Origin of the sequence: Sorangium sp. So ce1504 (assembly GCF_051521635.1) — a bacterium.
GTDB lineage: Bacteria > Myxococcota_A > Polyangia > Polyangiales > Polyangiaceae > Sorangium > Sorangium cellulosum_B.
On sequence record NZ_CP150365.1, the window covers coordinates 2,539,196 to 2,566,184 of the forward strand.

Sequence of the window (26,989 nt, forward strand, 5' to 3'; positions counted from 1 at the left end):
GGATCATCCGGCATACAAGCCGCGCGTGCGGCCGCACAGGCGCACGAGGCCGAGCAAGCCGTCGATGGTCGGCGTCGGCACGCCGGTCAGCTTGCCTATCTCGTGGACCACGGTCACCAGCGCGTCGATCTCCAGCGACTTGCCCGCTTCCGCGTCCTGCAGCATCGATGTCTTGAACGCGCCGAGCCTGCGCGTGACCTCCATCCGGTCTTCTCCGCTCTGCGCGATCGGGCAACCGATCCTCTCGCCGATCGCCGCCGCTTCCTGCATCGCCTGGAGACAGAAGCCGCGCACCAGCGGATCGTCCAGTATCCGATCGCACGTCGCACCGGTGAGCACCGACACCGGGTTCATCGTCATGTTGCCCCACAGCTTGTACCAGATGTCGGTCCGGATATCGGCGCTGGCCTCGGCCTCGAAGCCGGCGCGCTGCAGCAGCTCGACCAGCGCGCCCACCCGGTCCGAAGGTCCGCCGGCCGGCTCGCCGAGGAGCAGGCGGTTGCCGAGGCCGGCGCGCACCAGCCCCGGCTCCGGGCTGGAACCCGACAGATGCACGACGCAGCCGACCACCTGGCGGAGCCCGATGGCGCGCGGCACGACATCGCCCGGGTCGAGCGAGCGGAGCCGAGCGCCGGCATACGGCACGTTCTCGGGCGCGAAGAACCACCACGGCACGCCGTTCATCGCGGGGACGACGATCGTGTCCTGGCGGAGCAGCGGCGCGACGCGCGCGGCGACGTCGGCCAGCGCGGTGGCCTTGACCGCGATGATCACGACGTCCTGCGCGCCGAGCGCGGCCGGATCCTCTGCAGCGCGGATCGGCACGCGGGTGATCTCTCCATCGACCTGCAGCAGCAGGCCGCGCTCCTGCAAGGCGGCGAGGTTCTCTCCGCGCGCGACGGCGCTGACGTCGCAGCCGGCCGTGGCCAGCCGGGCCCCGAGCAAACCGCCGATGGATCCGAAGCCGTAAACAGCAATTTTCATGATGTCCATGCATCCTATCGTCGTGGACCGCCGGTTGCCTCCTCGCCTGCCGCCGCCGTTCACGGCGCACCGCGGCGCGCCGGTCCTTGGCCTGCGCGGAGCGCGCGGTCGAGGCGCTGTGCCGCTCGGTCACCTCGGCCCTTGCGGCGCGAGGCGAGCTGACGATGATGAGCGCGCCCGATCGGCACACCATCCGGGGGCGCTTGGAGGCACTTGCTTATGAAGATCAGGTACTCGCTCGTTGTTTCTTGGATCGTGCTCGTCGCGGCGAACGGCTGTGGCGGCGGCGACGACCCGCTCCAGTCGGAGGGCGGGGGCGGAGCCTCCAGCGGCGCTGGAGCTGGCGGGTCGAGCGGCTCCACGGGCAGCGTGGGCGCCACGAGCTCCAGCGGCACCAGCGCGGGCAGCGCGGGCTCGGGCAGCGCTGCGGCGACGAGCGGCAGCGGGGGCGACGCGGCGGGGAGCGGCAGCGGCAGCGGCGGCGCCGGGGCGGGCGGCGCCGGGGCGGGCGGCGGTGATGAGGTGTCGGCCGTCTGCCCGGGCGGCCCGTACGCGGCCGATCCGGTGCCGGCGAACGGCAGGGCGCAGCTGGTGAGAGGGGGGTTCACGTACGTCGAGGGCCCGGTCTGGGTCGCCGAGCTCGGGGCGCTGTTCTTCTCGGAGATCAACATGCAGGCGCAGAACGCTCCGCCCCTCAACGGCCCGAAGGCGAAGATCCAGAAGCTCACGCCTCCGAGCACGATCGAGGTGTTCCTCGAGAACAGCGGGACGAACGGGCTGGGCATCCACAGCGACGGGAACCTCATCGCGTGTACCCACGACACGCGCAGCGTCTCCGTGTTCGATCTCGGCACGAAGGCGCGGCGCGAGGTCGCCGGGTCGTACATGGGCAAGCGGTTCAGCTCCCCGAACGATGTCGTCGCGCGGAGCGACGGCAACGTCTACTTCACCGATCCCGATTTTCAGCTCAGCGGCGGCAGGCCGGAGCTGCCGACAGCAGCTTACCGCGTGTCCCCGTCCGGCGCGGTGAGCCTCATCGGCACGCTGGAGACCCCCAACGGCGTCGCGCTCTCGCCGGACGAGAGCGTGCTGTACGTGACCGAGTTCACCCCCGGCCGGATCCGCCGCTATACGCTGAGCGCCGACGGAGCGCCCGGCGCCTCGTCCAATTTCGCGGCGAACCTGCCGAAGGCCGACGGCATGGGCGTCGACTGCGCGGGCAATGTCTACATCGCGTGGCGCGACGGCGTCGAGGTCCTCGCGCCGAGCGGCGCGAGGCTCGGCGCGATCACGGGGATGGGCGAGGTGTCGAACGTCGCGTTCGGCGGGGCCGATCGAAAGACCCTTTACATCACGTCGGGCGCGTCGCTCTATGCGATGGAGATGAACATCCCCGGATACCCTTACTGAACCTTGCTGGATGCAGACCGCCGGTGCTCGGCCGCGCCGGCGTTCCAGCCGAGAGCGTCCGGCCGCTTGCCCCCGCGCGCGAGCGCGCTGTCCAGGAACTCCGTGATGGATTCACCGACGCTGCACACCCTGCGGGCGCTCGCGCTTGACCGAGCTGGCGGTCCGGGGCAGATGCTGGGCAGATTCGTCCGTGTGGGGAGCCACGACCGACCGGCGTTCGAGTCTCCACGCGGACAGCGGTGGGCGGATCTCGGCAGCCCGCGCGAATGCCAAGCGGCCGCGGCTTCCTCGCGGGGCTCCAGGCGCGGTAGACTCGGGCATGGCGAAGGTGCCGGAGAAATTCCGCTGGGTGTTCTGGGACGTCGACGCGAAGGCACTCGATACAGTGACGGGCCAGGACTACATCATCCCGCGAGTTCTCGAGTTCGGTCGGCTGGAGGAGGTGCGCTGGCTCATCCAGACGTACGGAATGAACGGGATTCACCGGTTTTTGCGGGAACTCGGGCACCCCGAATTGAGTGGGCGGACGCTCGCGTTCTGGCGGGCAGTACTAAAAGCGGAGGGTGAAGTGTGGGCAAGTTCACCGGATTGGCGAAGGAGCAGAGCCGCGCCTTGGGTCGACTGAAGATCATCCCAGGGATAGAGCGGTTCTATCTGGCCGGGGGGACGGCCCTCGCAGTGCATCTACGCCACCGTCGGTCGCTGGACCTCGACTTGTTCAGCATTTCCGCGGACGTCGATCTGACGATGCTCGCCCAGGCGGTTCGGGTTGTGGTGCCCGATCTGCAGGTGATAAGCATGACCGATGCGGCGTTGCGGGTAATGGTGGGTGGCATCCCAGTGGATATCGTAAGGTATCCTTATGGGCTGCTCGATGCGCCAAAGCCCGGACCGGAAGCGTTTCCCATGGCAGGGGTGCGGGACCTGGCTGCGATGAAGCTTGCCGCGATCGCGCGACGTGGGCTGCGTCGCGATTTCTGGGACCTCTGCGCGCTCGCCGAGGGGGGGCTGCCATTGCGGGACGCTGCGGCGGCGTACGTGGCAAAGTTCGGGGTGTCGGAAGCGGATCTGTACCATGTGCTGCGATCGCTGACGTACTTCGAGGACGCGGAGAAAGATCCCGTGTATCCGCGGGGCTTGACCGCGACAAGCTGGGAGCGGATGAAGAGATTCTTTCTGACAGAAGTGCCCAAGTTGCTGATAGATGAGAAGGAATAACAATGGTGACCAGCGATTTGGTTGAATGTCTCTGGTACTACTGGAACCACCGCCGTGATACGAGGTGCCTGCGCTGAAGCGGAGGCAGGGAACTGCCCAACAAGCCGCTGCTGCCGGCGGCGCTGCGCGCCGCGGCTGACGGACAGGACGATGATCGAGGGACTCGAGCCGGTGTGCATGGGAGTGGTTGTCGCCGAGACGCTCGCCGCGCAGCACATCGGGCGCGACGCCGAAAGCAGCCTCGACGCCGCGCTCGCCCTGGCGACCACGCTGCACGCGCCGGGGCAGCGCGAGCGCTATCGGCGTCTGCTCGAACGCGCGATCGAGCAGGCGGATCGCGCGCTGGCCGCCGCCGAGCAGGAGCGCGCCGCCCTCCAGGAACATGAGGTCACCGCAGGAAGAGAGCGAATCCTCGCGACGGCGATGGGCGCCCGTTCGACGCTGGCAAGGGCCCACGCGGCGCGGGCGGCAGACGCGCTCCACGGAGCGGGCCAGCTCTCGTTGAGCGCGCAGCGCGCGCCGACGCGCGACGCTTGCGACGACGGCTGGCGGCGCGTGGAGGCGATCGTGGCCGGCGCAGAGGCCTCGGCCCGCGCGGCCGCCATCAGCGCCTCGGAGCTCGAGGGCGGCTCTTCTCGGTCAAAGGTCGCATGCGCGGCGCGCGCGGCGGCTCACGAGGCCGAGGTCGCCGCCCGCGCGGCGCGCAGGATCATCGAGGAGCGAAACCACGCGTATACATTCCACACGGACGGCGGCTTCTCGTTCGGCGAGGGGTGGTACGTCGCCGCGGCCGCCGTCCTCGCGGGCGCGGCGATCCAGGTCGAGCCAGGCAAAGCGGGAACGGCGCAAGCCGAGGCGTTTCTCCGCGATGCAGGCCTGAGCGATCACCTTCAGGCGTACCGCTCGCGCCCGCGCGCGGTGAAGCAGACCACGGAGATCGTCGCGCGCGCCTTCAAGGCCGATCCGTCCTCCGCCCAGGGGAGACTTCGCGCGGCGTTTCTGGCGGACGCGCTGATTCCGGGATCGGTGATCGCCTGGGTCGATCGCAGGCTCGCGGAAGCGCAGGCGGGAGCGTCATGCCGGAAGAAGGTGCTGCTCTGGATCCGCGAGGGGATCCACCACCCGCACCGCAACACGACGCTCGCCGAGCTGCTCGAGCTGACGGACCTCGTTCAACGTGCGGGGCTCGTGCCTGTGCTGACCGGCGACGCCCTTCGAGACGCACAGGTCCCCGACGGCGCGGTCGACATGACGCTCTTCTGGAAGGACCCGACCTTCCGGCAGCTCGACATGCGCCGGGCGCAGCTGCAGTTCTTCGAGCACCTGAAGCGAACGCACGGCGTTGTCGGTCAGCTCGGCGTCACGACCGCAGGCATGGATGGGCCCGCGCTCATGGGGCTTCCCACGATGTACCTCACCGAGGCGTCGAACGTGCGTATGCGGGAGTGGGTCGGCGCGGTGCCGGGATACCAGGAGATCGTGCGCGAGGCGGGTTATCTCGAGCGCGTCCGCCGTGTGTTGTCCGAATGGGCGGCGGCTCCGTTTTCGGGAGAGTTCACAGGGAGGCGAGGAGGCGGAGAGTGAAATCCCATCAATCTCCCCGTCTCCCCGTCGCCCTGTTCAATTTCTCGTTAAAATGCCAACAAAGTGAGGGGATTTGTCAGGAGGCGCCGCCAGCGCCGCCTCCGCCGCCGGTGCCACCCGCGCCGCCGGTGCCGAGCAGGGTGTCGTCGCCGCTGCAGTCCTGATCGATGCTGTCACCTGCCACGTCCGTCGCGCCGGGGTGGATGTCCGGATTGCCGTCGTCGCAGTCCTCCTCGGGCCCGTAGCCCTCGCATGTCGCCTGGTAGCCGTCGCCGTCGCCGTCGGTCGCGGGCTCGTCACAGGGGGGCATGCCGTAGCAGGCCATCAGCGTGACAGCCATCATGCCGCCCGACGCCGCCGCGAGCAGCCGGCCCGCGATCCCGTGGCGCGCCTGCGCGCAGGTGAGGCGCTCGGCCGTGGGCGTCGCGCCGCAATGCGGGCAGGCGGAAGCGCCGGGAGGCAGGAAACCATCGCAGCAAGGACAAGCGCCGAGGGTGAGCATGAGGATCTCCGCCTTTGGGCCATGGGGCCGAGCCCTGGCGCGCCTCGGAAGGCCGAGCCAGGGAGGTCAAACCGTCCCCTTCTATGGCAAGGCGCCTCGGCGACGTGCAAGGAAAATGAAGGGGAATGGCGCAGCGGCCCGGCGTGCGCGTGCGCAGGTCACCCCCCTTTAACGATCCCCCCCGCGCGTCGAAAGGGCGCCCGAGAGCAGGCGCCGGCGGCGGAGTTCGCGGTAGGCTCCGGCATGGCGCTGCGCCGTCTCGATGTGGTCCCCGGCGAGTATTACCCGGCGTACGTGGTCTGGGAGCTGACGCTCCGCTGCGATCAGCCCTGCCGGCACTGCGGATCCAGGGCAGGGGCCGCGCGGCCCTCGGAGCTCGGCACCGAGGAGGCGCTGGGCGTGGTGCAGCAGCTCGCGGCGATGGGCGCGCGCGAGGTGGTGCTCATCGGCGGCGAGGCCTACCTGCACGGCGGCTTTCTGGAGATCATCGCGGCGCTCAAGGCCGCGGGCGTGCGGCCGACCATGACGACCGGAGGGCGGGGGATCACGGCGGAGATCTCGGCGCAGATGAAGGAGGCCGGCCTGCACAGCGTCTCGGTCAGCGTCGACGGGCTGGAGCGCGCCCACGACCTCATCCGCAAGGCCCCGGGCAGCCACCGGAGCGCGCTCTCGGCGCTCGGGCACCTCCGGGGCGCGGGGCTGCTCACCGCGGCCAACACCAACCTCAACCGGGTGAACCAGGGCGACCTCGAGGCGCTCTACGACCTGCTCCGGGAGCAGGGGATCACGGCGTGGCAGGTGCAGATCACCGCGGCGCTCGGCCGCGCGGCCGACCGGCCGGCGATGCTGCTCCAGCCCTACGATCTGCTCGACGTGCTCCCGCGCATCGCCGAGCTGAAGCGGCGGGCCTTCCGCGACGGGATCACGGTGATGCCCGGCAACAACCTGGGCTACTTCGGCCCGGAGGAGGCGCTCCTGCGCTCGCTGCGCGAGGGCGGCCGCGACCACTTTCGCGGCTGTCAGGCAGGGAAGCTGGTGCTGGGGATCGAGTCCGACGGCGCGGTGAAGGGCTGCCCGTCGCTCCAGAGCGACGCCTACGTGGGCGGCGACCTGCGCGGGCGCGCGCTCCAGGAGATCTGGGACGAGGCGCCGCGGCTCGCGTTCGCGCGGGCGCGCACGGCCGACGATCTCTGGGGTTTCTGCCGGAGCTGCGCGTTCGCGGAGGTGTGCATGGGCGGGTGCACCTTCACGGCGCACGCGCTCTTCGGGCGGCCGGGGAACAACCCGTACTGCCACTTCCGCGCGCGCACCCTGGCCGCGCAGGGCAAGCGCGAGCGCCTCGTGCCCGCCGCGCCGGCCGCGGGGAGGCCGTTCGACAACGGGCTGTTCGAGCTCGTGATGGAGGATCTCGACGGTCCCGATCCCGGGCGCGATTCCCCGGAGCGGCTGGTCCAGCTCACGCGCAAGCCGCGGCCCTCCAGCTGAGTTTGCTAAGGTTCCGACATGGTCCGACCGGTCACCCGCCGAGCCTTCCTCCACGCCAGCTGCTGCGCTGCAGGGATTGCCGCCGTGGATGGGATCGCCATCGAACCTTCCTGGCTCGATGTCGCCGAGCACGATGTCCCGATCCCCCGGCTCCCGGCCGCGCTCCAGGGGTTTCGGATCGCTCACCTCTCTGACATCCACCTGCGCGCGCTGGGCAGTGTCCACGAGAAGGCCATCGACGCCATCCGCGGGCTGGCGCCTGATCTCGTCGTGCTGACCGGCGACTCGATCGAGGACGAGGGCTCGCTCGGCGTGCTGGAGGAGTTCTGCCGCAGCCTCGCCGCGCCGGGGCGTGAGGTCCTCGCCACCGTCGGCAACTGGGAACACTGGGGGCACGTCCCCTTGCAAAGGCTGAGCGAGGTGTACGCGCGCGCCGGAGCCAGGCTCCTCGGGAACGAGTCGGTGCTGCTGAAGCGCGGCGTCTCCATCGTCGCGACGGACGATTTCTGCAGCGGGAACGCCGACCTGCGAGCCGCCCTGGCGAGGGTGCCGTCCGCTCCGGTTCGGCTCTTTCTCACGCACGCGCCCGGCGTCTTCGATACGCTCCCTCCCGGCGCGCCGCGCTTCGATCTGGGCCTCGCGGGGCATACGCATGGAGGACAGATCCGAGCGCTCGGAACAGCGGTGTGGGTTCCGCCTGGATCGGGCCGATTTCGCTCGGGTATGTACGACACGGCCCATGGCAGGGTGTACGTGAGCCGCGGTGTCGGCACAAGCGTCCTTCCTGTGCGGTTCACCTGTCGGCCAGAGCTCCCCGTGTTCCGGCTGATCGCCGGGTGACGCCCTGCCCGACGACGGATGGCCGGGGGTGAGCCGCCCGGAGGCCGTCAGTCGCGCTTCGGTTCTGCGGAGAGCGCGTCCAGGCGGCACACGACCGACAGAGAGAGCCCCACCTCCAGCAGCGAGATGGGCCGCTGCTCGATGGCCCCCGGCGGCGCGCAGTCCACCAGCAGGAGCGGCGCCGACGCGGCCTGCGCCGCCTCCGCGAACGATCGCGCCCTCCGGAGCCATTGCTCGGTCAGCTGCGCGCGGTGCCCCTCCGGCTCCTTCACCTCGGCCCGAGGCTGCCCGAAGGTGGCCCCGCGCCGCCCGTCCTTCGCAGCCTGCACCGCGGCGCTCACCTCGCGCCTGACCTGCGCCATGGCTGCGGCCAGCCGGCTCCTCGCCCAGAAGTCGAGCTCTGGGGCGAGGCGCACCTCGATCACGCCGTCGACAGCGGCCGATACGGCGTCACCGTCGCTCTCCGCCTTGTCGGTGAAGACCGTGCTGAACGACGCGCCCAGCATCCTCACCGTGGATGCGCCGCCGGTCGACTCCTTGAACTGCCGCTCCAGGTTCTCCACCGCGGCCTGCGCCGCGGTGAGGGCGCGCTGCGGATCGGCGTCGGTCTCCTGGAGCGCGAAGCCGAGGACGAGCACGTCGGGGCGGACGACCAGATCGGCCTGGACCGAAGCCCGGCTGGGCAACGCGGGCGCGGACGGCATGCTGGGCATGCTCGCCGACGTGGAGCCCAGGCTCGTCGCGTAGGAGGGGGAGAGGGCCGCGCCGGGCGCCGCCCCGGATGCGCCCCCGCAGCCGGCCAGGAGGGCGAGGGCGAAAACCGCGGTTCGCATCGGGGGCCGACGCTAACACGCGCATCGAAACCCAGCAATCGTACGGCCGGGTTGGATCTGCTGTGCACGATCTGGAAGGCGTGCCGCCGTGCCATCCGCGACGTCGACGCGGACCTTCCGCACGGGAGGCGTGATGCGAGCGCATGGCGCGTGCGTGCGCCGGGTCATCGACGTGGAGCTTGCCGCCTTTTATCCCACCCGCCCGATCACCGTGGGGCTCTCTGGGCATATAAGACGGCTACTCTCTGACGCCTGCTGCAGGCACCGCCAAGGGGTTGCTCCCCCTGGGATGGAGGATTTTTGTGATGAACAGGGCACGAGGCTCGACCGTCGGCATTTGGCTCGCGTTTCTTTTGGTGGGTTGCGGTTCTTCGAGCGGCCCGGAAGAACCCGAGAGCTCGGGCGGCCCGGGTGCGGGTGCGGGCAGTAGCGGGAGCGGAAACGCGAGCGGGAGCGGGAGCGGAAACGCGAGCGGGAGCGGGAGCGGAAACGCGAGCGGGAGCGGAAACGCGAGCGGGAGCGGGACGGCAGGCAGCGGCGCGGGGACGGGCGGCTCGACCGGTTCGGACGGTGCGGGCGGCGATCCGAGCGGAGACGGCGGCGGCGGCTCGTCTCCCGGTACCGGCGGTGGTGAGCCCGACGTTGTCGAGCCCACGTTGATCACCTCGGGCGCGAACGAGTACTGGAAGATCGGGACGCCGACGGAGGTGACGAGCGGCAATGCCGACGTGACCGTCGATGACGCGGCAACGCAGCAGCGATGGGATGGCTTCGGCGGCTCCTTCAACGAGATGGGATGGAACATGCTCTCGATGCTCAGCGAGGCTGAGCGGCAGCGAGCCATCAAGCTTCTCTTCGACAAGAACGAGGGCGCAGGGTTCGCCTACGGGCGCATCCCCATGGGGGCCAGCGACTATGCGATGGACCGCTATAGCCTCAACGAGAAGAAAGATGATTTCACGATGGAGAGCTTCTCCATCGCGCGGGACAAGGAGAAGCTGATCCCGTACATCAAGGCGGCGCTCGCCGTCAGGCCCGGCCTCCACCTCTGGGCCAGCCCCTGGACGCCCCCCACCTGGATGAAGAGCAACGGCGCCTTCGATGGTGGCAAGATGAAGGACGACGCGAACACCCTGAAGGCGCATGCCCTGTACTTCGCGAAGTTCGTGGAGGCGTACGCCGCAGAGGGCATGACCATCGAGGCGGTCCACCCCCAGAACGAGCCGACCTACGAGACGAGGTATCCGAGCTGCGCGTGGACGGGGCAGCTCATGGCCAAGTTCATCGGCACCCACCTGGGGCCGCTGTTCGAAGAGCGCGGGATCAAGGCTCAGATCTTCCTCGGCACGATGTCCAACGACGCGGCAGACCCGGGGATCCTCAGCGCCGTGACGGGCGATGCCACCGCGATGAAGTACGTCAAGGGCTTCGGGCTGCAGTGGAACATGCGGGGCAGCGTGAACGGCTTGAAATCGCGGAACATGCCGATCGTGCAAACGGAGCACCAGTGCGGCAACTACAACTGGAACCCTCCGGGCGTGCCGGCGTTCAACCCGAACACGGCAGCGAACGATCACGCGTACGGGCAGGAGAGCTGGGGGCTCATCCGCGACTGGATCAAGGCGGGGGTGAACTCGTACAACGCCTGGAACATGGTGCTGGACCCGGTGGGGAAGAACATCGACTCGCAGCGGCCGTGGCCCCAGAACGCGCTCCTCAACGTGAAAGCCGACACGAAGGAGCTGGTACTGACCCCTGCCTACTACGTCTTCCGCCACGTCTCGCAATACGTCGATCCTGGAGCGATGCGCGTCAACACGACCGGCGGTGACGCGCTGGCGTTCAAGAACCCTGACGGCAGCATCGTCACGGTCATGTACAACTCGGGCAGCTCCGCGAAGACGACCACCCTCAGCGTGGCCTCCAAGAAGCTCCAGTTCAGCGTTCCTGCCCGCGGCTGGGCCACAGTCAACTGGAAGTGAGGCGCGCGCGACCCGACCCGGGTCGACCCATCGCGGCCTGAACCTGTCGAGAGCCTCCCGGGAGAGATGAAACTCAAACCGGAGGGTGTCGACAGCCTCCCGGGAGAGATGAAACCTGAACCGGAGGGTGTCGACGCTCCGGAGCGTCGCCGCGCTCGGCCTTGCGAGCCTCCGGCCCCGGGGCGCTATGATCGCCCTCCATGGATGCCGCTTCCTTCCTCGCCGACATCGAGCCGCTGGCCCACTACGACCGCGTCCGCCGCGTGGTGGAGGTGGGCCGCGCCGCCGCGCGCGGCGACGCCGGCGCAAGCGCGCTCCTTGGGGCGCTCTGGAGCAGCGCTCAGCCCTACGAGCGCCTCCTCGCGCTCATGAGCGTCTACGGCTCGGGCGACGGCGCGCGCGTCGTGGCGGCCGTCTCCGACCCGTCCCGCACCGTGCGGCGGCGGGCGTGCCGCATGGTCGCCCGCTTCTGCGACGACACGCAGGCGCTCGCGGCGCTCGGCGCCCTCCTCGAGCGGCGCACCCTCCGGCGCACCGTCGCCCAGCTCGCGCGGCGCAAGCGCCAGGCCGCCGTGGACGCCTTCCTCGGCGCGCGCATGCAGGCGGGGCGCGACCCCCTGATCGTGGATCTGCTCCCGTTTGGCTCCGAGGCGCTCGTGTCGGCGCACCGGCGCGCCATCGACGAGGCGGGCGGCCCGAGCTGCCTCGATCGGCTCGGCGTGAGGCACCCCGCGGCCGCGGCGCGCTGGTTCGGGGAGGCGATCGCCCGCTCCCCGTCCCTCGACGTTCGCCTGCGCTACCGCCTCGCGCCGCTGCTCGTCCCGCTCGCCCGGCGCGCGCCCGACGCGGCGCTGCCGCTGATCCAGGCCCTCTTCGAGCGCGGCGAAGAGCCCTCGTTCCTCGCCGGCTCCCTGCACCTCCTGGCCCGATCGCGCCCGGCCGCCACGTTCGACCTCCTCAAGGCGCGCCACGAGAGCGGGCGACCCGCGCGGCCGCCCGGCGCCTTCGCGGTGGTGCGCTTCGACAAGGGCGCGCCCGCCCTCGGCGCCGAGCGCCTCGATTACCTCATCCGCCACGCCTGGGGCGCGCTGAGCGACGGCAAGCAGGGCCCGCGGTGGTTCCTGCGGCTCGGCCCCGACGACCAGAAGGCCGTCCTCCGGGCCTTCCTGCTCGGAGGGCGCGGGGGCTTCGGCGCCTTCCTGTTCCGCTACGTGAAGGCCGATTCGGCCGAGGAGCAGGCGATCCGGGAGCGGGCCTTCGAGCGCTGGTCCTGCGCGGCGCAGGCCGCCGACGGCTCGATCGCGCCCGAGGTGCTCGACGCGCTGCCCCGCGACCTGCGCGAGCGCGAGGCGAGGCGGCACCTCTCGAGCTGCCCGTCGCTCGTCTCGAAGCCGGAGCGGCGGATGAGCTACGCGCGCCTGCTGTCCTTCGCCGAGGCCAGGGAGGTGCTCGCGCCGCTCCTCGGGCACCCGGAGGGCGACGAGCGGGCGAAGGCGCAGGCGCTGCTCCTCGCGAGCGTCCTGCACGACCGGGGCGCGCTCGCGGACGCGCTCGCGAACGTGCGCGCCCGCAAGTTCGAGCAGGATCCGGTGCGGCGGGCGATGATCGGCGCCCTCGCCGCGCTGCCGCTCGGCCGGTTCGCGCAGGAGCACCTGGAGGCCGTGGGCGCCGTGGCGCAGGACGCGCTCGACGCCGCGGATCTGTCCCACGCCACGGCCTCGGCCGTGGAGCGGCTCGTGGTCCGCCTGTTCCGCATCGACGGGGCGTGGGGGGCGCGCTGGATCGCGAAGATCCTCGCGGTGCGCGGCTCGGTCTCGACCGCGGGGCTAGGGGAGGGGCTGACCCGCGCGGAGGCCGAGCGGCTCAGCCCGGCGCTCGCGCAGCTCGCGGGCGCGTGGTGCACGGGTGAGCGGGCAGGGGCGGTGCTCTCGCTCGCGCAGAGCCTCGGCATCCGCCTCAAGGTGGTCACGCCGCTGCTCGAGGCGCTCGAGCGGCTGTCCCGCGAGCTCCCGTTCGTCGGCGTCGCGGCGGGCGCGCTCGGCCTGCTGCGCGCCCACGACAGGCCGCGGTTCGCGCGGCTCGTGCCCGCGCTGCTGCGCGAGGACAGGAGCTTCGTGCTGATCGGCGCCGTCGCCCGGCACGTGAGCCAGAAGCGCCAGGATCTCCTGGACCCCCTGCTGGACCGTGGGCAGCCCATGACCGGCAGGTTCGCGACGGGCAAGACGCGCTGGGTGCTCGATTTCGGCGGGGGCCACGGCCGCTGGACGGCGAGGCAGCAGGAAAAGTACGCCGCCGGCCTCCGCGCGGTGCTCGGCGACGAGACCAGCGCCGTCCCCACGCTGCGGTTCGCGCTCTCCACGCTGGTCCGGCTCGCGTACGTCGACGCGTCGGCGATCACCCCGTTCGCCTCGGATCCGAGGCCGCCCCTTCGCGAGATGGCCATCCGGGGCCTGCCGTGGCTCGACGCAGGCCAGGGCGTCCCCGTCCTGATCGAGTGCCTGGGCGACGATCGCGCGCGCTGGGCGATCTACGCGCTCCGGAAGGCGTTCGCGGAGATGTCCCGGGAGCGGGTGCTCGCCGAGCTCCGGGCGGTGCCGACCACGAAGGTGACCGTGGCCAAGGAGGTCGTGCGCCTGCTCGGCGAGCTGGGCGGCGACGACGCCTACCGGGACCTGCTCCGGCTGGACGCCCCGAAGACCCACCGCGACGTGCGGATCGCGCTGCTCCGGGCGCTCTGGGACCACCTGGACAAGCCGGAGACCTGGGACGTCTTCGGCCGCGCCGCGCGGGATCCCGACTGGATCGTGGCCTCGAAGCTCGCGGACGTCCCGCTCGGCAGGCTGTCGACCGAGGCCGAGCGGCGCGTGGTGGACCTGCTCGCCGCGATCCTCGGGCGGGCAGAGCCGGAGGCGCGGCTCGACCTGCTGCGGCGCGCCGCGCACCTGCCGCTCCGGGACGAGGCGCGAGCGCTCTTCCGCCGGCTGCTCGAGCACATGGCCGCGCCTGCGCCCGAGGAGGCGGCGGAGGCGCTGTCCGCGGCGCTCGCCAGGATGCAGCCGGGGGAGGTCGCGATCGTCGTCCAGCGGCTCGCGGAGCTCTTGCCGAGGCGCCGGCACCTCGTGGCGTTCCTGCCCGCGCTCTCGGCGCGGCTCGGCTCGTATGCCGCGAAGCACCACGTCGCCGTCGGCGAGGGGCTGCTGGCCGCGCTCAAGGCGGACGCTCTGGCCGTGCCCCAGTACCTGGGGCTCGCGGCGCGCCTCCTTCCCTGGAAGGCGCTCGGACAGGCGCTCGCCGAGCTCGGCCGGCGGGACCTCCTGCACCACGACGCGATGGTCGCGGCGATGGCCGCGGTGCACGGCTGCGTCCACCCGTCGCAGCTCGAGCAGGAGCTCCGGGCGAGCCCCGATCCGCGGCTGCGCCGGCTCGCGCTGGAGGCGCTCGTGCAGGCGGCGTCGCCGAAGAACGGCTGGACGGCGGAGCGGCGTGAGCTGCTGGCAGAGCGCTACCGCAAGGACCCGTCCCCCGCCGTGGCGGGGCCGGCGTCGTTCGTCATGCCGCCGTGAGGGCGCGCGTCGCTACGGCGAACTCGAAGCGGCGTCCCCCTCGAATCGATCCCATCCCTCAGGGGGTTCAGGTATGCCGAGCGCATCGAGCACGGCACGCGCATTCTTCTGGATCGCGGCTGGCACGGTCGCGCCGGGTGTCCAGGCGGAGAAGAGATCGCGGAGCTTGAGGGCGTAGGGTTCGGAGTTGATCGTCGCTTGATTCCCCTCGTCGTGGGGGGATCGCTTCGTCTCCGCGACCACCTCGAGATAGGCATCGATGCACCGGAGCATCTCCTCACGGCTCGGAAGGCGCTTCGCCTTGGCGATGACCCGGGGCGCAGCGAAGCCGGCTATCGTGTTGGCGAATGCTGCGGTCACCATGGCATGCTTGCGCGTACGGTCCATCAGGGCCTGGCTCTGCGCGGGACTGGTGTCCGCGAGCGCCTCCCGGCCCGCGCTGCTGGCGCCTTTGCCGTCGCGGGGGGCGACCCCATCTCCCGCGCCGGCCGCGCTGCGCGATTCGACCGGCTCGGCCGGGGCCGGCGAGATGCCGCTGGGGGGCGCGCAGCCTCCCGCGAGCATGGCAGCGGACAGCGCGGCGGCGCCGGCGAGACGCATCGAATACGGGGTCGGCATGAAGGGCTCCTGGGTCGGTATCAATGCTTCGAACGTTTCGGCGGCCATTGGCCCTTCAGGATGGCGGGCACACCTTCGGGCCAGAGGAGCGTATCCTCGTACTTGATTCCTTGCTCTTGCGGATCTTCGTATGTGTCCCACCCGCACGCCGGCGTTTTGATGCCTTCATGTTCGATGAGCGCCCGAGAGATGTCCACGACCTCCTGGGGTAACTCAGGCGGTGTCCATTGCTCGAAGAGCTCGCGAAGGCGCAGCGCGAGCGGCAGGCGCCGTTCGTAGTGTACGGGCTGGAACTGTGGTGCAGTGTGACGGCCGCCCTTCTTCACATAGGAGATGTAGATGTCTAGTATGCGCAGGATGTGGTCGCGAGGAGGCACGCGGCCGAACGTCCCATAGAGGCGCGGTGACGAGAAGGCCCACAGCCAATACGTGGCGTTGATGGCATCGACCGTGTCCTCGATGTCCTCTCTGCCATCACTGCTCATGAAGGTCAGGGCGTTTCCGTCCTCGAAGGTGATCTTCATCGGTTTTTTTTTTTTTTTTTTTTTGCTCACCAGTAGGTGCAATGCCTGTCCCCGGGTCCAAAGTGCGAAACGAGTATATATGCTCCAGCGACGAGGCTGCCGTGCTTGAGGCAGCCATAGGCGCACCAGGATTTAAAAAGGAGATTCCCGAGGACCCATGGGCACCAAGGGCATTGAGCATCGCCACAGTGTGTCACCATGCAGAACGCCTGTTCGCCGTTGCTCAACGGGCACTCGGTCGTCTGTGGACACACATGCGGCTCGTCGAAGCACGCGAAATTGGGGTAGATCCCGTCGTTCGCAGCCAGCGTTACGGCCTCCGGTGTTTCCATCCAGGCGTACGCCGCATCCCATCCCGCCGGCTCAACCTGCTCGATCAGTGACTCTACCGCCGCTTCATCCACGGCCGCTGGATCGAGCACCTGGGATTCGACGAGGCTCGCGACCATCACCGCCGCGTAGGAGGTCGCCATCGTCTTGAGGGCGAGCTCTTGGGGATCGACGTTCAGCAGGTCCTCGTAGGCTTGCTCCTCTGGGGACGACGTCTCGTCGTCGACGTCATCGGTCTCCGAGCCCTCGCCGGGATCGCCGTGCTCGTCAGGGGGCTCCGCCTGGTCGTTTTCTGCCGCCTCGTCCTCTGCCTCGTTTCGATCGGACGGTCGGAGGTGGATGGTGCATCCTGGCGCCAGTCCGGCAAGCATCCCTCCCATCAACACGAGCGCGAGCGCTCGACGCATCCATCGCTGCATGCTGTCCTCCTTGGCGCCGGCATCCTATTGGGAGTCTCGGAGGGCGTCCATGGATCCACCTCCCGACCCACATGTCAGGTTTCTCCTGGATCTGCGCGCCTCTTCGTCGCGGCTTGGCGAGCTCGAGCTGGAGCTCCGGGCGAGCCCCGATCCGCGGCTGCGCCGGCTCGCGCTGGAGGCGCTCGTGCAGGCGGCGTCGCCGAAGAACGGCTGGACCGCGGAGCGGCGTGAGCTGCTGGAGCGCTACCGGAAGGACCCGTCCCCCGCCGTGGCGGGGCCGGCGTCGTTCGTCATGCCGCCGTGAGGCGGAGGGCGGCGGACGCGCCGTCTGGCAGGGCTCACCTCACGACGACAGCGCGGCCATCGGCGGTGTAAATCACCGCCTCTGCCATGGCGAGATCGGCCGTCGGTGGCGTCGGTTCGATCGGCCGGCGACGAGCCGACTTCTTCTTCGTCGAGCGCACGAATGGCCAGAAGAGCTGCTCGGCCCAGGGCTCGACCGGTGCGCCCTCGGGGAGCCCGAAGCCCTCCTGGCGCGCGTGCGGGATCATGAGCGTGCCATGGATCCAATCGAAGCAAATGAGGGCGGCGCCGTAGTTCTTCATGGCATTGCCGAAGCGGCCGACTCCGTGGTGCACATGGTGCGTGTCGGGCAGCGAGACGATGCGCTCGCGCCGAGCTCCCGCATGGTGAGCACGCCTGTGCGCCGATACAGGCCGAGCGCGAGCTCGAGGGCGGCAAAGAGCGCGAGGAAGACGAGGACGAACACCGTGCCGTGGAGCATGAGGGCTCTCCTTTCGAGCGTCGTGGCTGGGCTCAGGCAACCGCAGCGGCGGCGCGAGCCACCGAGCCGCGGTCCAGGAATCTATCGTGATGCAAGTGCTTCGGCGGGATCTCGCCGCGCAGCACGTCGAGCACGGCGTCGATCATCCCGGGCGGCCCGCACACGTAGGCCGCGCAATCGGCGTGGCCCGCGGCGACCTCACGGAGGTGGTCGGTGACGTGCCCCTTCCGCCCTGTCCAGCTCGAGCCTTCGGGCTCGTGCGAGAGCACGGGTAGGAAGACGAAGCGACCTCGCCATCGCTCCTTGATCGAGGCGATGGCGTCGAGCGCATAGAGATCCTGCCGGGCGCGCGCGCCGACGACCAGCGTCACGTCGCGGGCGAGCCCATCCGAGAGCCCCTGCTCCAGGATCGCCTTGATCGGAGAGAGCCCCGTGCCTCCTGCCACGCAGAGGAGCGGCCGATCGGCCTCGTGATAGCGGAAGCTGCCGTGGGGCCCCGAGAAGCGAAGGCGCGCGCCCGTGCGATCGGCCCCGAAGAGCCAACCGGTGAAGGCGCCGCCCGGCACGTGGCGGACATGAAAGAGCGCCCTGCGCGGCGAGGCCCGATCCGGCGCCTCGGCGAACGAGTAACAGCGCGGCTCGCCGAGCCCCGGGGCGCCGGGAACCGTGAGCTGCGCATACTGCCCGGCCACGTAGCGGACGTCCGAGGCGAGGTCGACCTCGAGCGCGAGGACGCTGGGCGCGAGCCGCGTCACGCGCGCGACGCTCGCGTCGATCTGCACTGGCGCTCGATCCGTCGAGCGCCCGCGGCCCATCCCCGGGACCTCGACGGCCACGTCCTCCGACACGGCCAGGCTCTGGCAGGCGAGGACGAAGCCGGCAGAGATCTCCTCGGGTGCGACGTGGCGCGAGATATCGCTCTTGAGGCGGATATGCCCCTTGATGAGGCGGCACTTGCAGGTGCCGCACTCGCCCACGCTGCACATGTGTGGAAACGGGATGTTCCCGCGCACGGCTGCGCTGAGCAGCGTTTCTCCGGCCTCGATACGGGCCGCGCGATCGCTGCCCAGGATATGGAGGGTCCCGGCTCGACCCCTCGTCCGGCCGCCGAATGAGATGGCTTTCACGATGTCATGGCTCCCTGTTGCACGTGGCTTCATGGAGGCGGCCACCGAAAAGCCCAATCAGCAAATTGTATGAGGCAGATTGCCGGCGTGAATATTCCGCCGAATCCACGGCCGCCCGCCTCTTTCCCGGCCAAGCCCGCTCGCCCTGGACGTGTCAGACGCGGCTGCAGAGCTCGATGAGGGATCGCCGGAGCCACTCGTGGGCCGGGTCGCCGTCCTGACAGGCATGCCACATCATGAACAGCGGGATCGGCTGGATGGGGAGCGGACAGCTCACCACCCGCACGGGGAAGTGCTGCTCGAACAGCCGCGCCAGGGGGAGCGGCACCGTGCAGACGAGGTTCGACTGCGAGACGATGAACGGCATCGAGAGATAGCGGGGGACCTGCACCCGCACGCGCCGCGATCGCCCAACGACGGCCTGAATCTGCTCTGCCAGGTTGGTCTGGCCCTCGCGCGGCTCGATGATCACGTGCTCGAGCGCCATGTACTCGTCGAGGGTCAGCGAGGGGCCCACGGTCGGATGATCCTGGCGCACCAGCGTGACGAACTCGAGGTCGAGCACGCGCGTTCGCCGGAACTCCTCGCCCGGGATGGCGATGTGATCCAGGACGAGCTCGATCTTGCCGAGCCGCATCTCGTTTTGCAGGGAGGTCCCGGGCTCGCGACAGAAATCGAGCCGGACGCGGGCGCCGAGCTGCTCGAGCCACTGCAGAAAACGAGGCAAGAGAAGGGCCTCCCCGATGTCGCTGATCCCCAGCCTGAAGGTACGGCTCGCCGTGCAATCGAAGGCGCCGGCGTGGGCGAGTGATGCCTGGATCAGGTCGAGCGCCTTGCGGATCGGGCCGGCGAGCGCGAGGGCGCGCGGCGTCGGGGCCATCTCCTTGCCGCGGCGCACGATGAGATCGTCGTTGAACAGCAGGCGCAGCCGGTTCAGCGCGCTGCTCACGGCCGGCTGGGTCATGCCGAGGCGCTCGGCCGCCCGCGTCACGTTGCGCTCGGTGAGCACGGCGTCCAGCACGGTGAGCAGGTTCAGGTCCACGGCGCGCAGGCGAGGCAGCGGCGGTGCGTTCATGCGGGGAGCGTAGCGCTGCCCCGACAGACACCCGCCGCCGAGGGCCCGAGCGGCTTGCGCGTACGGTCCATGAAGGAGATCCCGGAGACCTCATGGGCACCGGGAGGTGGCGGCCGGCGCCTACGGTGACGCGGGCGCGGCCTCGATGCCGCCCTGCCCGCCGCCCGGGGGTGGCGGCATCGCCGCGGCCACGAGGGCCACGCTCGCCCCGCGCGAGAGCCCGAGGGTCACCCGGGTCCCCGCAGGCACGCGGATCAGGGACCCAACCAGATACCCCAGCTTGCCGGTGACATCGTGGCCGTCCACCGAGACGATCACGTCCCCCACCTGCAGGCCCGCCGCCGCGGCCGGACCGCCGCGGCGCACCTCGACCACCTCGTGCGGCCGCATGGCCATCTCCATCGGCGACCGGGGCGGCTCGACCGTGAACCCGAGATCGCCGGGAGGCTCGTCCTGCTTCACCCGGCGCTTCGCCATGAACAGCCGCCCGACGTCGGTCTCCGCGCCCGGCTGCACATCGACCGGGATCATCGCCGCGTCGAACGCCGAGCTCATCGGATCCGCGGGCATGAGCATGAGCACGAGGGGACCTCTGGGCACGCGGTCGAGGTGAAAATGACCCGCTCCGTCGGTGATCTCGTGCTGCTGCACCGGCGAGGGCGCCATTCCGCCGGCGCGCGGGTACGCGTGCACGGTCACCCCGGCCATGGGCGCGCCGTCCTCCAGGGACACCACCTGACCCCGGAGCGCGACGCGCCCGGCGAGCGTGAGCACCACCCCGCTCCGCTGCTCCCCCTGCGCGAGCGTCACCTCCCCCGTGGCCGTCCCCTCCGGGGCGTCGGCTGCAAGTTCGTACTTGCCCGCCGGCAGGTCGCTCATCGTCCAGGCCCCGTCCGTGAACGCGAAGGACTCGTTCCGGAAGAACGGCGCTTCGCGGCCCGTGACGCGGATCGTGAACTGATCGGGCGGCGCGCTGCCGGGGCTGGAGACGGCGCCGGAGACGGTGCCTGTCTCCTGGATCGTGAGCGTCACGGTGCCGCCGATCTCGACGTGCTCGACGGCGGCGCGGCCCCCTCCGCGGCGCTGCGCCTGGACCGTGTACGTGCCCCGGCCCAGGTTCCCGATCACGAACTCCCCGTCGGGATCGGTGAGCACCGGCGCGTGGGGCCCCATGCTCTCCGGCGGCGGGGGCGGAGGGGCCGGGGCGCCCGGCTCGCCCGCGCCCTCGGGCTCCCGCTGGACATTGACGAATGCGTCCGCCACCGGCCTGCTGCTCCCGTCGACGACGCGCCCGTGGATCTCGCCGTTCTGGCGCTCCACGACAAGGCTCACGCGCGCGGCCGCCCCTGCCTTCACGGTGACAGCGACCCCGGGGTCGCCGCCGCCGGCCTGACCTGGCGCCCTCATGGGCATACCCCCCTGCATGGCCCAGATCCGGTACGCGCCCGGCGCGACCCCCTTGATCACGAATGTCCCGTCCGCGAGGGACTTTCTCGGAGGGCCGCCCCACCCGGGCTGCTGCGCGCTCAGCATGACGTCCGCGCCTGCAACGGGGCGGCGGTCCTCGTCGGTCACGGTGCCCTCGACGCGACCCCCGCTGTCCATCACGAGGGTGATCTCGGGAGCGCGCTCGTCGACGAGCTCGACCATCACCGGTTCGGGCGGAATGTGATCGTTCGAGTGCGCCATGACCCTGTGCTTGCCAGGGAGGAGCCCCCGGAGCACGAAGCGGCCGTCGTCATCGCTCTGCCCGACGGGGCCGGGCTGCATCGGCTGCATCCCCCCCATGTCGGTCGGGCTCGCGTGGACCATGGCGCGCACGGGCTTGTCCTCGCGGTCCACCACCCGGCCGCGGAGCGACAGCCCGGCGCGGACGGTCCACACGAGGCCCTCGACGTCCGCCTCGCCGACCTCCACGGCGGGGTAGGCCGGCTCCGACGCGTGATCCTGGCAGAGCACCATCACCTGGTACGAGCCGGGCAGCACGCCCTCGAAGCGCGCTGAACCGTCGGCCTCGAGGACCGTCGGGAGCCAGCCGCTCCCTTCGTGGAACAGGGTGACGGAGCCGCTCGCGCAGGGCCCGCCCCCGGGCGCGACCTCCACGCGGCCGGCCACGCTGCTGGCGGGGTGCATCTCGATCACCACCTCGCTCGAGGTCTGGCCGATCCCGAGCACCACGCTCGCGCGCGCCTGGCCATAGCCGCCCGCGGCGCGCGCCGTGGGCTTGTACCGCCCGGGCGGCAGGCCCGGGATGCGGAAGCGCCCCTCCGCGTCGCTCGATACGGGTTTCACCTCCCCGGGGCCCCACCTCTGCGCCATCCCGGGACGGATCGTCGCGCCGGCGATCGGCGCGCCCGACCCCGCCTCGACGACCCGCCCCTCGATCACCGAGCCGGGCGTCATCAAGATCTCGAGCGGCGGCCCCGGCGCCATGCCGTGCTGCGACCCCTCGGCGTACCCGTCGGCGGTGGCGCGCGCCAGGCAGTATCCCTCCTCGGTCCACGCGGAGAAGGAGCCCTCTGCGTCGGAGCGGGTCACCGCGGCGCCCTGGTGCGACCCCAGGAAGCCATGAATCATGACGAGCGCCCCGGCGATGGGCCCGCCGCTGACGTCCTTGACGTGGCCCCGGACCTCGACGCCGCCGCGGGCGAGCGTCAGATCGACGCCGGTGCGCGCCTCTCCCTGGCGGAGATCGAGCCAGCCGGCGCGGTCCGGGGCAGGGGAGGTGTAGCTCGCCGGGCGATGGCCCGGCGCCGAGGCGAAGAGCGTGAAGCGCGCGGGGGAGAGATCCGCGAGCTGGTAGCGGCCGTCCTCTCCTGCGGGCGCGCACGTCGGCTCGCCCAGATCGAACGGCGTCAGTCCGCTCGCTCCGCCGCTCGCGCTGGCGCACACCAGCGCTCCGGCGACGGGCGAGCCGGCCGCATTGGCGACCCGCCCCGCGATGCTCCCGAGCGTCGGGGGCGGCGTGTCCCTCGCGCGGAGGCGCCGCGCTCCCCGCGTCGAAGCGGCGCTCGCCGGAGGTGCGGGGCCGTCCGCCGGCGCCTCTCCGGCGCGGAGCCACAACGAGAAGCCCAGGATCCCCGCCGCCGCCAGCCCGAGCACGACAAGGGCAAGCCACCGTCTCGCTTCCGCTCTCTTCATGGCCTGACAGCCCCTCCTTCGTGCATGGCCCCCTGCCGCCGGGATTACTAATCCATCGCGCGCACGCGCGGCGGGGGCTCGTTCTGGGGAGCAGGATGACGGCGCGTTCCCACGGCGGGGCGCGGGTGCTTGCCCTGTTGCCTCATCGAGGGTGTATCGAGCGGCTCGACCCGTCCCGCGACCCCCACAGACGTTAACCAAGCTGCGCGCCGCGTTCTCCTACATCCGAACGTTTACGCAGTCGTGGTCGTGGTCGTCAACGATAAGCCGTGAACGACCACGACCACGTAAACGTTCACGTTGGTAAACGATGGTGCGGAGGAGAGGGGCGGGCTTCGTGCCCTGAGCGTGACCGAACGAGCTTGGTTAACGCCTAACGCCTATGCCCCGGAACCGCCGACACGCCCTCCCGAACGCGGTGGGGCTACCGCGCCCCCATCACTGACAGGCGGTCCCGTCGGCCAGCGCGAGGCACTCGTCCGGGTTCTCGAACGCGCGGCTCACGTGGAGCAGCCGGCAAGAGACCGTGTCGCCGCCCTCGGCGCTCGCGACGGAGTAGTGGGAATCGTGGGCGGCTCCCGTCATCGTGCTGCACTCGTCCTGGCACGCCGCGCCCCAGCCATCGTACGCCTCGCCGAGGGCCTCCTTGCAGGCCGCCTCGAACAGCGTGCAGTACGACACGCAGTTGCCCGTCGTGCCCGAGCCTGGCTCCTCGACCCCGCAATGGCCGTCTCCGCCCGGCCCCGCGTGCGGGCAGTGGGTGGTCGGCGCCAGCATCGCGCTGTAAGCGTGGTACTTGCGGCAGCCCACGGTGTTCTCGGTCCGGTCCTCCGTCGCGCCGGGAGGGAGCGCCGCGCAGACCGCGAGGCATTGCGCTCTCGACTCGTACACGGCCAGATCGCCCGTGCACGACGTCATGACCACCTGGCAGAAGTCCTCGCAGCTCGGCTCGGTCCCTTCCGGATCGCCGCAGGGCTGCACCGGCGTCAGGCTCGCGTGCGGGCAGTGCTCCTCGGGGTCCACCGTCGCGGAGCTCACGTGCACGAGGCGGCACTGCAGCGTGTCGCCGTCGTGGTTCTCGATGACGTCGAAATTATCCACGTCCTTGAGCCCCGCGCACATGGCGACGCACTCCTCCTCGGTGGCGACCTCGAGCGTGCACGCCGCGGCCCGCAGCGCGCAGTAGCTCTCGCAGTTGCTCCCGCACTCGCCGCCGCCGCCCGGGCCCGCCGCCGGGCAGTGCACCCCGACCTCGCCGGTGGCGCCCGCGAGCTCCGCCTGGCGGGCGCGGCACGCGACCGTGTTGTCCACGGGCTCCAGGGGATCGCCCTCCGGGAGCAGCGCGCACACGCCCTGGCACGTCGCCAGCGTGGCGTAGACCTGGTGCTCTCCCGTGCAGTTCGCCATCACGTCGGCGCAGTACGACGCGCATTGCTCGCTCACGGGCGCCTGCCCGCCCCCGGTCTCCGTGCTGCCCGGGTCGAAGGTGCGGTCCTCGATGCCGGCGATGGCCTGGCAGCCGAGCCACGCGAGGCTCGAGAGCGGGGCGAGCAGGGCGAGCGACAGGAGCCCTGTCATGCGTCTCATTCGAACGTACCTCCCACGCGCAACCCGACGTTGCGCGCGTCCACGAACGCCCCCACCTGGACGGGCGGGGCCTGCCTCGGCGCGACGACGAACACGAGGACGGCGCCGCCGATCGCCGCCGCCGCCCCGAGCCCGAACGCGACGTTCGACACGGTGGCGGCGCTCTTGGCCTCCTCGGTCAGCGTGACGCCGCGCTCGTCCTCGCACGTGCTGCCGCCCTTGCAGTAGCTTTCCGCGTCGCTGTTCTTCGAGATGGCCTTCACGCCGAAGAACGTCCCGACGCCGAGCCCCACGACGCCCGCGCCGCCCACGACGAAGCCAATCAAGCGCGCCGTGTTGCCCCCGGACGCCGCGGGCGCCGGCGCCGGCGCAGGGGCGCCGCGCGCCGGCGCAGGGCCCGCCGCCTCGGGAGGCGGCGCATCGCGGGGCGCAGGCGGCGGCCCCTCGAGCCGCTTGAGCGCCGGGACATCGACGCTCGCAGGGCCCTTCTTGTCGCCCCCGAGCTTCACGGTCGCCGTCCAGGTCTCGTGGCCCGGGGCGCTCGCCTCGATCGCGATCTCGCCCGGATCCACGGGGATCGCGACGCCGAAGACCGCGGGATCGATCGCCTTTCCGGCGGAGCGCACCTTGAAGCCCTCGATCGCGAGGTTCTCCGCCGCGACGCCGATGCTCAGCTTCGACAGGCCCGGCTCCAGCCGGGCCGCCCTCGCCTGCGCCTTGCGGGCGCGGTCGGCTTGCCCCGCGGCCTGCGACTCCGACATGGCCTGCCGGAACGTGGCCCAGGCGCTCGCCGTGCGGCCGGTGTTCTCGTAACACTCGGCCAGGTAGAGGAGCGTGCCGATGCCTGGATCGATGCGCTGGCTCTGCTCCAGCCTCGGGCACGCCTCCGCGCTGCGCCCCTGCTTCATCAGGTCGAGCGCCGCGTCGAAGAGCGCCTCCGCCGTCGCCTTGTCGGCGGCGCTCGGCTCCGCCCGCGCGGGGAGCCCCCCGGAGATCAACGCCGCGCACAGACCCAGGCCGACGCAGTGTGCGATGCTTCGCTGACGACGTTTCGTACGCCTCATACGTCCCGTGTTCTCCTCCAAGCTGGCCACGGCGGCCCCGGGGGCCGTCGCCGGATCGACGCGAGCGCCACGCTCAGCGCCGCCCGCCGAAGTCGCTGATCGAATTGCCCCGCGTCGGCTCCGGGCGCGCCCCTGCGTCGGGCTGCGCGCGCTCGACGGGCCGGGCCGTGGCGGTCGCCCGAGGCGCGCCCGGCTGCGCGGCGAGCGGCGCCGCCGGGCCGGAGGACGCCGCCGGCGGCGGCGCGGGCGCGCTGGCGGAGGCCGCCGGCGCGGTCGGGGCTGGCGAACCGCCGGCCACCTCGGGCGCGCCGCCGGTGGCGCCGGGAGCCTCGCGCGCGTCGCCCTTCGCCGTGGCCTCGGAGGTGGGCGCAGCCGTGGCCTCGGAGGTGGGCGCAGCCGTGGCCTCGGAGGTGGGCGCCGTCGTGGCCTCGGCGGTGGGCGCCGCCGCGGCTGCGGGGGGCTGTTCCTGGTCGGTGGCGAGCCCGGAGCGCAGGAAGAACAAGGCGCCGAGCGAGGCCCCTGCCAGGAGGGCGCCGGCGGCGATCGCCAGGACGACGCGCGCCCCGTGCCGGACCGTTCGCACCGGATGGCCCGAGTTGCTCCACGAGTTGACCGTCGGCCCCGTCTCCGCGTTGGGCGCAGTTGGTGCGGCCGGCACGAAGGACGGCGTGCCCCGCGCGAAGGACGGCGAGGCCGGCGCGAAGGACGGCGAGGCCGGCGCGAAGGACGGCGAAGACGGCGAGCCCGGCGCGAAGGGCGCGCCCCCGTGCGGTATGGACGGGCGCGATCCGAAGCCCTGGGCGCCCCCGCTCGGCACGCCGGTCTGGAGGAGCGACGGCCGTGCGATGTCCGAGGAGCTGCCGAGCATGCGGCGCGCCCGGTCGACGTGCATGTGGCCCGTGGCGGGGCCGAACGGGAGCAGCGCGGCCGCCAGATCGCCGACGTTCGTCCACCGCTGCTCGCGCTCCTTGGCGAGGCAGTGCATCACCACGGCGTCCAGCTCGCGCGGGACGTCGGGGCGCAGCTGGGTGACCGGGGCAGCGTTCTCGTAGAGCAGCGTGTGGAAGAGCTGAGCGACGGAGTCGCCGTCGTACGGAGTCCGCCCGGTCAGCATCTCGTACAGGATCACGCCGAGAGACCAGATATCCGCGCGCGTATCCACATCCTTCGCGGAGCGCACCTGCTCGGGAGACATGTAGAGCGGCGACCCGAGGAGCGACGCTGTCTGGGTCAGCGCCACCTGGTCGCGCGATATGCCGAGCAGCGACTTCGAGATACCGAAATCCAGGACCTTGATGACCCGGTCGCCGTCGGGCCGGAGCGAGAGGAACAGGTTGGCCGGCTTGAGATCGCGGTGCACGATCCCCGTGGCGTGCGCCTCGGCCATCGCGTCGAGGGCCTGGAGCATGTACCCGACGGCCTCCACCACGGGCAGCGGACCGCGCGCCCGGATCTCGTGGGCGAGGTCGTTCCCCTCCAGGAACTCCATCACCATGTAGGGCATCCCGCCCTCCAGCGAGCCGACATCCAGGACGCGCGCCACGTGCTCGCTCTTGATCCTGGCCAGCGCGCGCGCCTCGCGCCGGAACCGCTCCGCCGGGTCGCCGCCATCCGCCCGCAGCGAGTGCAGGAACTTCATCGCGACCCGCTGCTCGAGCTCCAGGTGCCACGCGGCGACGATCGTGCCCATCGCACCGGCGCCAACGATCTGCTCCACGCGGTACTTGCCCGCGAGGACGTCGCCCACAGCAACGGGAGCCATCGCCATGGGCCCCAGGCTAGCCGAGATCCACGAGATCACATACTTCGGCGCGCCGCGATCTGCGCGCAGGGCGGAAATCCCTCGTCGACGCTTGCGCTGCGGCGGAACCGTGCGTCTGGGCGCGTGGTGGGCAGGCATGACACCCGCGCCGGCGAGA

Annotated in this window: 23 protein-coding genes; 9 read left to right on the top strand and 14 right to left on the bottom strand. The window is 71.2% G+C overall.

What is annotated here, in order from left to right:
* Positions 1-3 precede the first annotated feature (3 nt).
* Positions 4-984 (bottom strand): 2-dehydropantoate 2-reductase, encoded by a 981-nt coding sequence (locus tag WMF39_RS09800; RefSeq protein WP_437745267.1) that lies wholly within the window; start codon positions 982-984, stop codon positions 4-6.
* Between the two features lie 219 nt (positions 985-1,203).
* On the opposite strand from WMF39_RS09800, the gene WMF39_RS09805 reads away from it, so the two are divergent.
* From WMF39_RS09805 to WMF39_RS09820, 4 genes are all read left to right on the top strand, one after another.
* Positions 1,204-2,394, top strand: coding sequence for an SMP-30/gluconolactonase/LRE family protein (locus tag WMF39_RS09805; protein ID WP_437745268.1), 1,191 nt, complete (start codon positions 1,204-1,206; stop codon positions 2,392-2,394).
* 319 nt (positions 2,395-2,713) lie between these two features.
* On the top strand, positions 2,714-3,019 hold the full coding sequence (locus tag WMF39_RS09810; protein ID WP_437745269.1) for a DUF6922 domain-containing protein: 306 nt from the start codon (positions 2,714-2,716) through the stop codon (positions 3,017-3,019).
* Positions 2,965-3,612 carry a nucleotidyl transferase AbiEii/AbiGii toxin family protein gene (locus WMF39_RS09815; protein ID WP_437745270.1) on the top strand — a complete coding sequence of 216 codons (648 nt, stop codon included), beginning with the start codon at positions 2,965-2,967 and terminating at the stop codon, positions 3,610-3,612. Before WMF39_RS09810 ends, WMF39_RS09815 begins: the two co-directional genes overlap by 55 nt.
* A 177-nt stretch (positions 3,613-3,789) precedes the next feature.
* Positions 3,790-5,196, top strand: a complete 1,407-nt coding sequence (locus WMF39_RS09820) for a hypothetical protein (RefSeq protein WP_437745271.1) — start codon at positions 3,790-3,792, stop codon at positions 5,194-5,196.
* 76 nt (positions 5,197-5,272) lie between these two features.
* Here WMF39_RS09820 and WMF39_RS09825 read toward each other — a convergent pair whose 3' ends face one another.
* Positions 5,273-5,698, bottom strand: a complete 426-nt coding sequence (locus tag WMF39_RS09825) for a putative metal-binding motif-containing protein (protein WP_437745272.1) — start codon at positions 5,696-5,698, stop codon at positions 5,273-5,275.
* 243 nt (positions 5,699-5,941) lie between these two features.
* Here WMF39_RS09825 and WMF39_RS09830 point away from each other — a divergent pair, with 243 nt between their 5' ends.
* Both WMF39_RS09830 and WMF39_RS09835 read left to right on the top strand, forming a co-directional pair.
* Complete coding sequence (locus WMF39_RS09830; protein WP_437745273.1) at positions 5,942-7,183, top strand: radical SAM protein; 1,242 nt, start codon at positions 5,942-5,944, stop codon at positions 7,181-7,183.
* Between the two features lie 18 nt (positions 7,184-7,201).
* Positions 7,202-8,023, top strand: a complete 822-nt coding sequence (locus tag WMF39_RS09835) for a metallophosphoesterase (protein ID WP_437745274.1) — start codon at positions 7,202-7,204, stop codon at positions 8,021-8,023.
* Positions 8,024-8,070: 47 nt separating this feature from the next.
* Here WMF39_RS09835 and WMF39_RS09840 read toward each other — a convergent pair whose 3' ends face one another.
* Positions 8,071-8,856 (bottom strand): hypothetical protein, encoded by a 786-nt coding sequence (locus WMF39_RS09840; protein WP_437745275.1) that lies wholly within the window; start codon positions 8,854-8,856, stop codon positions 8,071-8,073.
* A gap of 305 nt (positions 8,857-9,161) precedes the next feature.
* Between WMF39_RS09840 and WMF39_RS09845 the strand changes: the two genes are divergently transcribed.
* Positions 9,162-10,838 (top strand): glycoside hydrolase family 30 protein, encoded by a 1,677-nt coding sequence (locus WMF39_RS09845; RefSeq protein WP_437745276.1) that lies wholly within the window; start codon positions 9,162-9,164, stop codon positions 10,836-10,838.
* A gap of 200 nt (positions 10,839-11,038) precedes the next feature.
* Positions 11,039-14,401 carry a hypothetical protein gene (locus WMF39_RS09850; RefSeq protein WP_437745277.1) on the top strand — a complete coding sequence of 1,121 codons (3,363 nt, stop codon included), beginning with the start codon at positions 11,039-11,041 and terminating at the stop codon, positions 14,399-14,401.
* 12 nt (positions 14,402-14,413) lie between these two features.
* Here WMF39_RS09850 and WMF39_RS09855 read toward each other — a convergent pair whose 3' ends face one another.
* The 3 genes from WMF39_RS09855 to WMF39_RS09865 are packed head-to-tail and all read right to left on the bottom strand — an operon-like array spanning position 14,414 to position 16,292.
* Positions 14,414-15,067 (bottom strand): hypothetical protein, encoded by a 654-nt coding sequence (locus WMF39_RS09855; protein ID WP_437745278.1) that lies wholly within the window; start codon positions 15,065-15,067, stop codon positions 14,414-14,416.
* Positions 15,040-15,543, bottom strand: coding sequence for a hypothetical protein (locus tag WMF39_RS09860; RefSeq protein WP_437745279.1), 504 nt, complete (start codon positions 15,541-15,543; stop codon positions 15,040-15,042). Before WMF39_RS09860 ends, WMF39_RS09855 begins: the two co-directional genes overlap by 28 nt.
* 26 nt (positions 15,544-15,569) lie before the next feature.
* Positions 15,570-16,292, bottom strand: a complete 723-nt coding sequence (locus tag WMF39_RS09865; RefSeq protein WP_437745280.1) for a hypothetical protein — start codon at positions 16,290-16,292, stop codon at positions 15,570-15,572.
* Between the two features lie 49 nt (positions 16,293-16,341).
* Here WMF39_RS09865 and WMF39_RS09870 point away from each other — a divergent pair, with 49 nt between their 5' ends.
* Positions 16,342-16,596 (top strand): hypothetical protein, encoded by a 255-nt coding sequence (locus WMF39_RS09870; RefSeq protein WP_437745281.1) that lies wholly within the window; start codon positions 16,342-16,344, stop codon positions 16,594-16,596.
* 34 nt (positions 16,597-16,630) lie between these two features.
* On the opposite strand, the gene WMF39_RS09875 is transcribed toward WMF39_RS09870, so the two are convergent.
* The 8 genes from WMF39_RS09875 to WMF39_RS09910 all read right to left on the bottom strand — a co-directional run bounded on the left by WMF39_RS09875 (position 16,631) and on the right by WMF39_RS09910 (position 26,838).
* Positions 16,631-16,843 (bottom strand): hypothetical protein, encoded by a 213-nt coding sequence (locus tag WMF39_RS09875; RefSeq protein WP_437745282.1) that lies wholly within the window; start codon positions 16,841-16,843, stop codon positions 16,631-16,633.
* 50 nt (positions 16,844-16,893) lie between these two features.
* On the bottom strand, positions 16,894-17,076 hold the full coding sequence (locus WMF39_RS09880) for a hypothetical protein (RefSeq protein ID WP_437745283.1): 183 nt from the start codon (positions 17,074-17,076) through the stop codon (positions 16,894-16,896).
* 32 nt (positions 17,077-17,108) lie between these two features.
* The gene (locus WMF39_RS09885) at positions 17,109-18,203 is read right to left on the bottom strand and encodes a 2Fe-2S iron-sulfur cluster-binding protein (protein ID WP_437745284.1); all 1,095 of its coding nucleotides are present in this window, start codon (positions 18,201-18,203) and stop codon (positions 17,109-17,111) included.
* Between the two features lie 154 nt (positions 18,204-18,357).
* Positions 18,358-19,278: a LysR family transcriptional regulator gene (locus tag WMF39_RS09890; RefSeq protein WP_437745285.1), complete on the bottom strand. Its 921-nt coding sequence runs from the start codon at positions 19,276-19,278 to the stop codon at positions 18,358-18,360.
* Between the two features lie 120 nt (positions 19,279-19,398).
* Positions 19,399-22,419 (bottom strand): carboxypeptidase regulatory-like domain-containing protein, encoded by a 3,021-nt coding sequence (locus tag WMF39_RS09895; protein WP_437745286.1) that lies wholly within the window; start codon positions 22,417-22,419, stop codon positions 19,399-19,401.
* Between the two features lie 438 nt (positions 22,420-22,857).
* Entirely contained in the window at positions 22,858-24,006 is a 1,149-nt protein-coding gene (locus WMF39_RS09900) for a hypothetical protein (protein ID WP_437745287.1), read from the bottom strand.
* Positions 24,003-25,004, bottom strand: a complete 1,002-nt coding sequence (locus tag WMF39_RS09905; RefSeq protein WP_437745288.1) for a tetratricopeptide repeat protein — start codon at positions 25,002-25,004, stop codon at positions 24,003-24,005. Before WMF39_RS09905 ends, WMF39_RS09900 begins: the two co-directional genes overlap by 4 nt.
* Before the next feature lie 139 nt (positions 25,005-25,143).
* Positions 25,144-26,838, bottom strand: coding sequence for a protein kinase domain-containing protein (locus WMF39_RS09910; RefSeq protein WP_437745289.1), 1,695 nt, complete (start codon positions 26,836-26,838; stop codon positions 25,144-25,146).
* Positions 26,839-26,989: the final 151 nt, after the last annotated feature.

Coding starts and splice junctions, on each gene's coding strand:
- WMF39_RS09805 (WP_437745268.1), top strand. CDS start 1,204: ATGAAGATCAGGTACTCGCTCGTTGTTTCTTGGATCGTGCTCGTCGCG.
- WMF39_RS09860 (WP_437745279.1), bottom strand. CDS start 15,543: ATGAAGATCACCTTCGAGGACGGAAACGCCCTGACCTTCATGAGCAGT.
- WMF39_RS09820 (WP_437745271.1), top strand. CDS start 3,790: ATGGGAGTGGTTGTCGCCGAGACGCTCGCCGCGCAGCACATCGGGCGC.
- WMF39_RS09840 (WP_437745275.1), bottom strand. CDS start 8,856: ATGCGAACCGCGGTTTTCGCCCTCGCCCTCCTGGCCGGCTGCGGGGGC.
- WMF39_RS09895 (WP_437745286.1), bottom strand. CDS start 22,419: ATGAAGAGAGCGGAAGCGAGACGGTGGCTTGCCCTTGTCGTGCTCGGG.
- WMF39_RS09800 (WP_437745267.1), bottom strand. CDS start 984: ATGAAAATTGCTGTTTACGGCTTCGGATCCATCGGCGGTTTGCTCGGG.
- WMF39_RS09830 (WP_437745273.1), top strand. CDS start 5,942: ATGGCGCTGCGCCGTCTCGATGTGGTCCCCGGCGAGTATTACCCGGCG.
- WMF39_RS09810 (WP_437745269.1), top strand. CDS start 2,714: ATGGCGAAGGTGCCGGAGAAATTCCGCTGGGTGTTCTGGGACGTCGAC.
- WMF39_RS09855 (WP_437745278.1), bottom strand. CDS start 15,067: ATGGCCGCCGAAACGTTCGAAGCATTGATACCGACCCAGGAGCCCTTC.
- WMF39_RS09825 (WP_437745272.1), bottom strand. CDS start 5,698: ATGCTCACCCTCGGCGCTTGTCCTTGCTGCGATGGTTTCCTGCCTCCC.
- WMF39_RS09875 (WP_437745282.1), bottom strand. CDS start 16,843: ATGATCCCGCACGCGCGCCAGGAGGGCTTCGGGCTCCCCGAGGGCGCA.
- WMF39_RS09910 (WP_437745289.1), bottom strand. CDS start 26,838: ATGGCGATGGCTCCCGTTGCTGTGGGCGACGTCCTCGCGGGCAAGTAC.
- WMF39_RS09870 (WP_437745281.1), top strand. CDS start 16,342: ATGGATCCACCTCCCGACCCACATGTCAGGTTTCTCCTGGATCTGCGC.
- WMF39_RS09845 (WP_437745276.1), top strand. CDS start 9,162: ATGAACAGGGCACGAGGCTCGACCGTCGGCATTTGGCTCGCGTTTCTT.
- WMF39_RS09890 (WP_437745285.1), bottom strand. CDS start 19,278: ATGAACGCACCGCCGCTGCCTCGCCTGCGCGCCGTGGACCTGAACCTG.
- WMF39_RS09835 (WP_437745274.1), top strand. CDS start 7,202: ATGGTCCGACCGGTCACCCGCCGAGCCTTCCTCCACGCCAGCTGCTGC.
- WMF39_RS09900 (WP_437745287.1), bottom strand. CDS start 24,006: ATGAGACGCATGACAGGGCTCCTGTCGCTCGCCCTGCTCGCCCCGCTC.
- WMF39_RS09865 (WP_437745280.1), bottom strand. CDS start 16,292: ATGCAGCGATGGATGCGTCGAGCGCTCGCGCTCGTGTTGATGGGAGGG.
- WMF39_RS09850 (WP_437745277.1), top strand. CDS start 11,039: ATGGATGCCGCTTCCTTCCTCGCCGACATCGAGCCGCTGGCCCACTAC.
- WMF39_RS09880 (WP_437745283.1), bottom strand. CDS start 17,076: ATGCTCCACGGCACGGTGTTCGTCCTCGTCTTCCTCGCGCTCTTTGCC.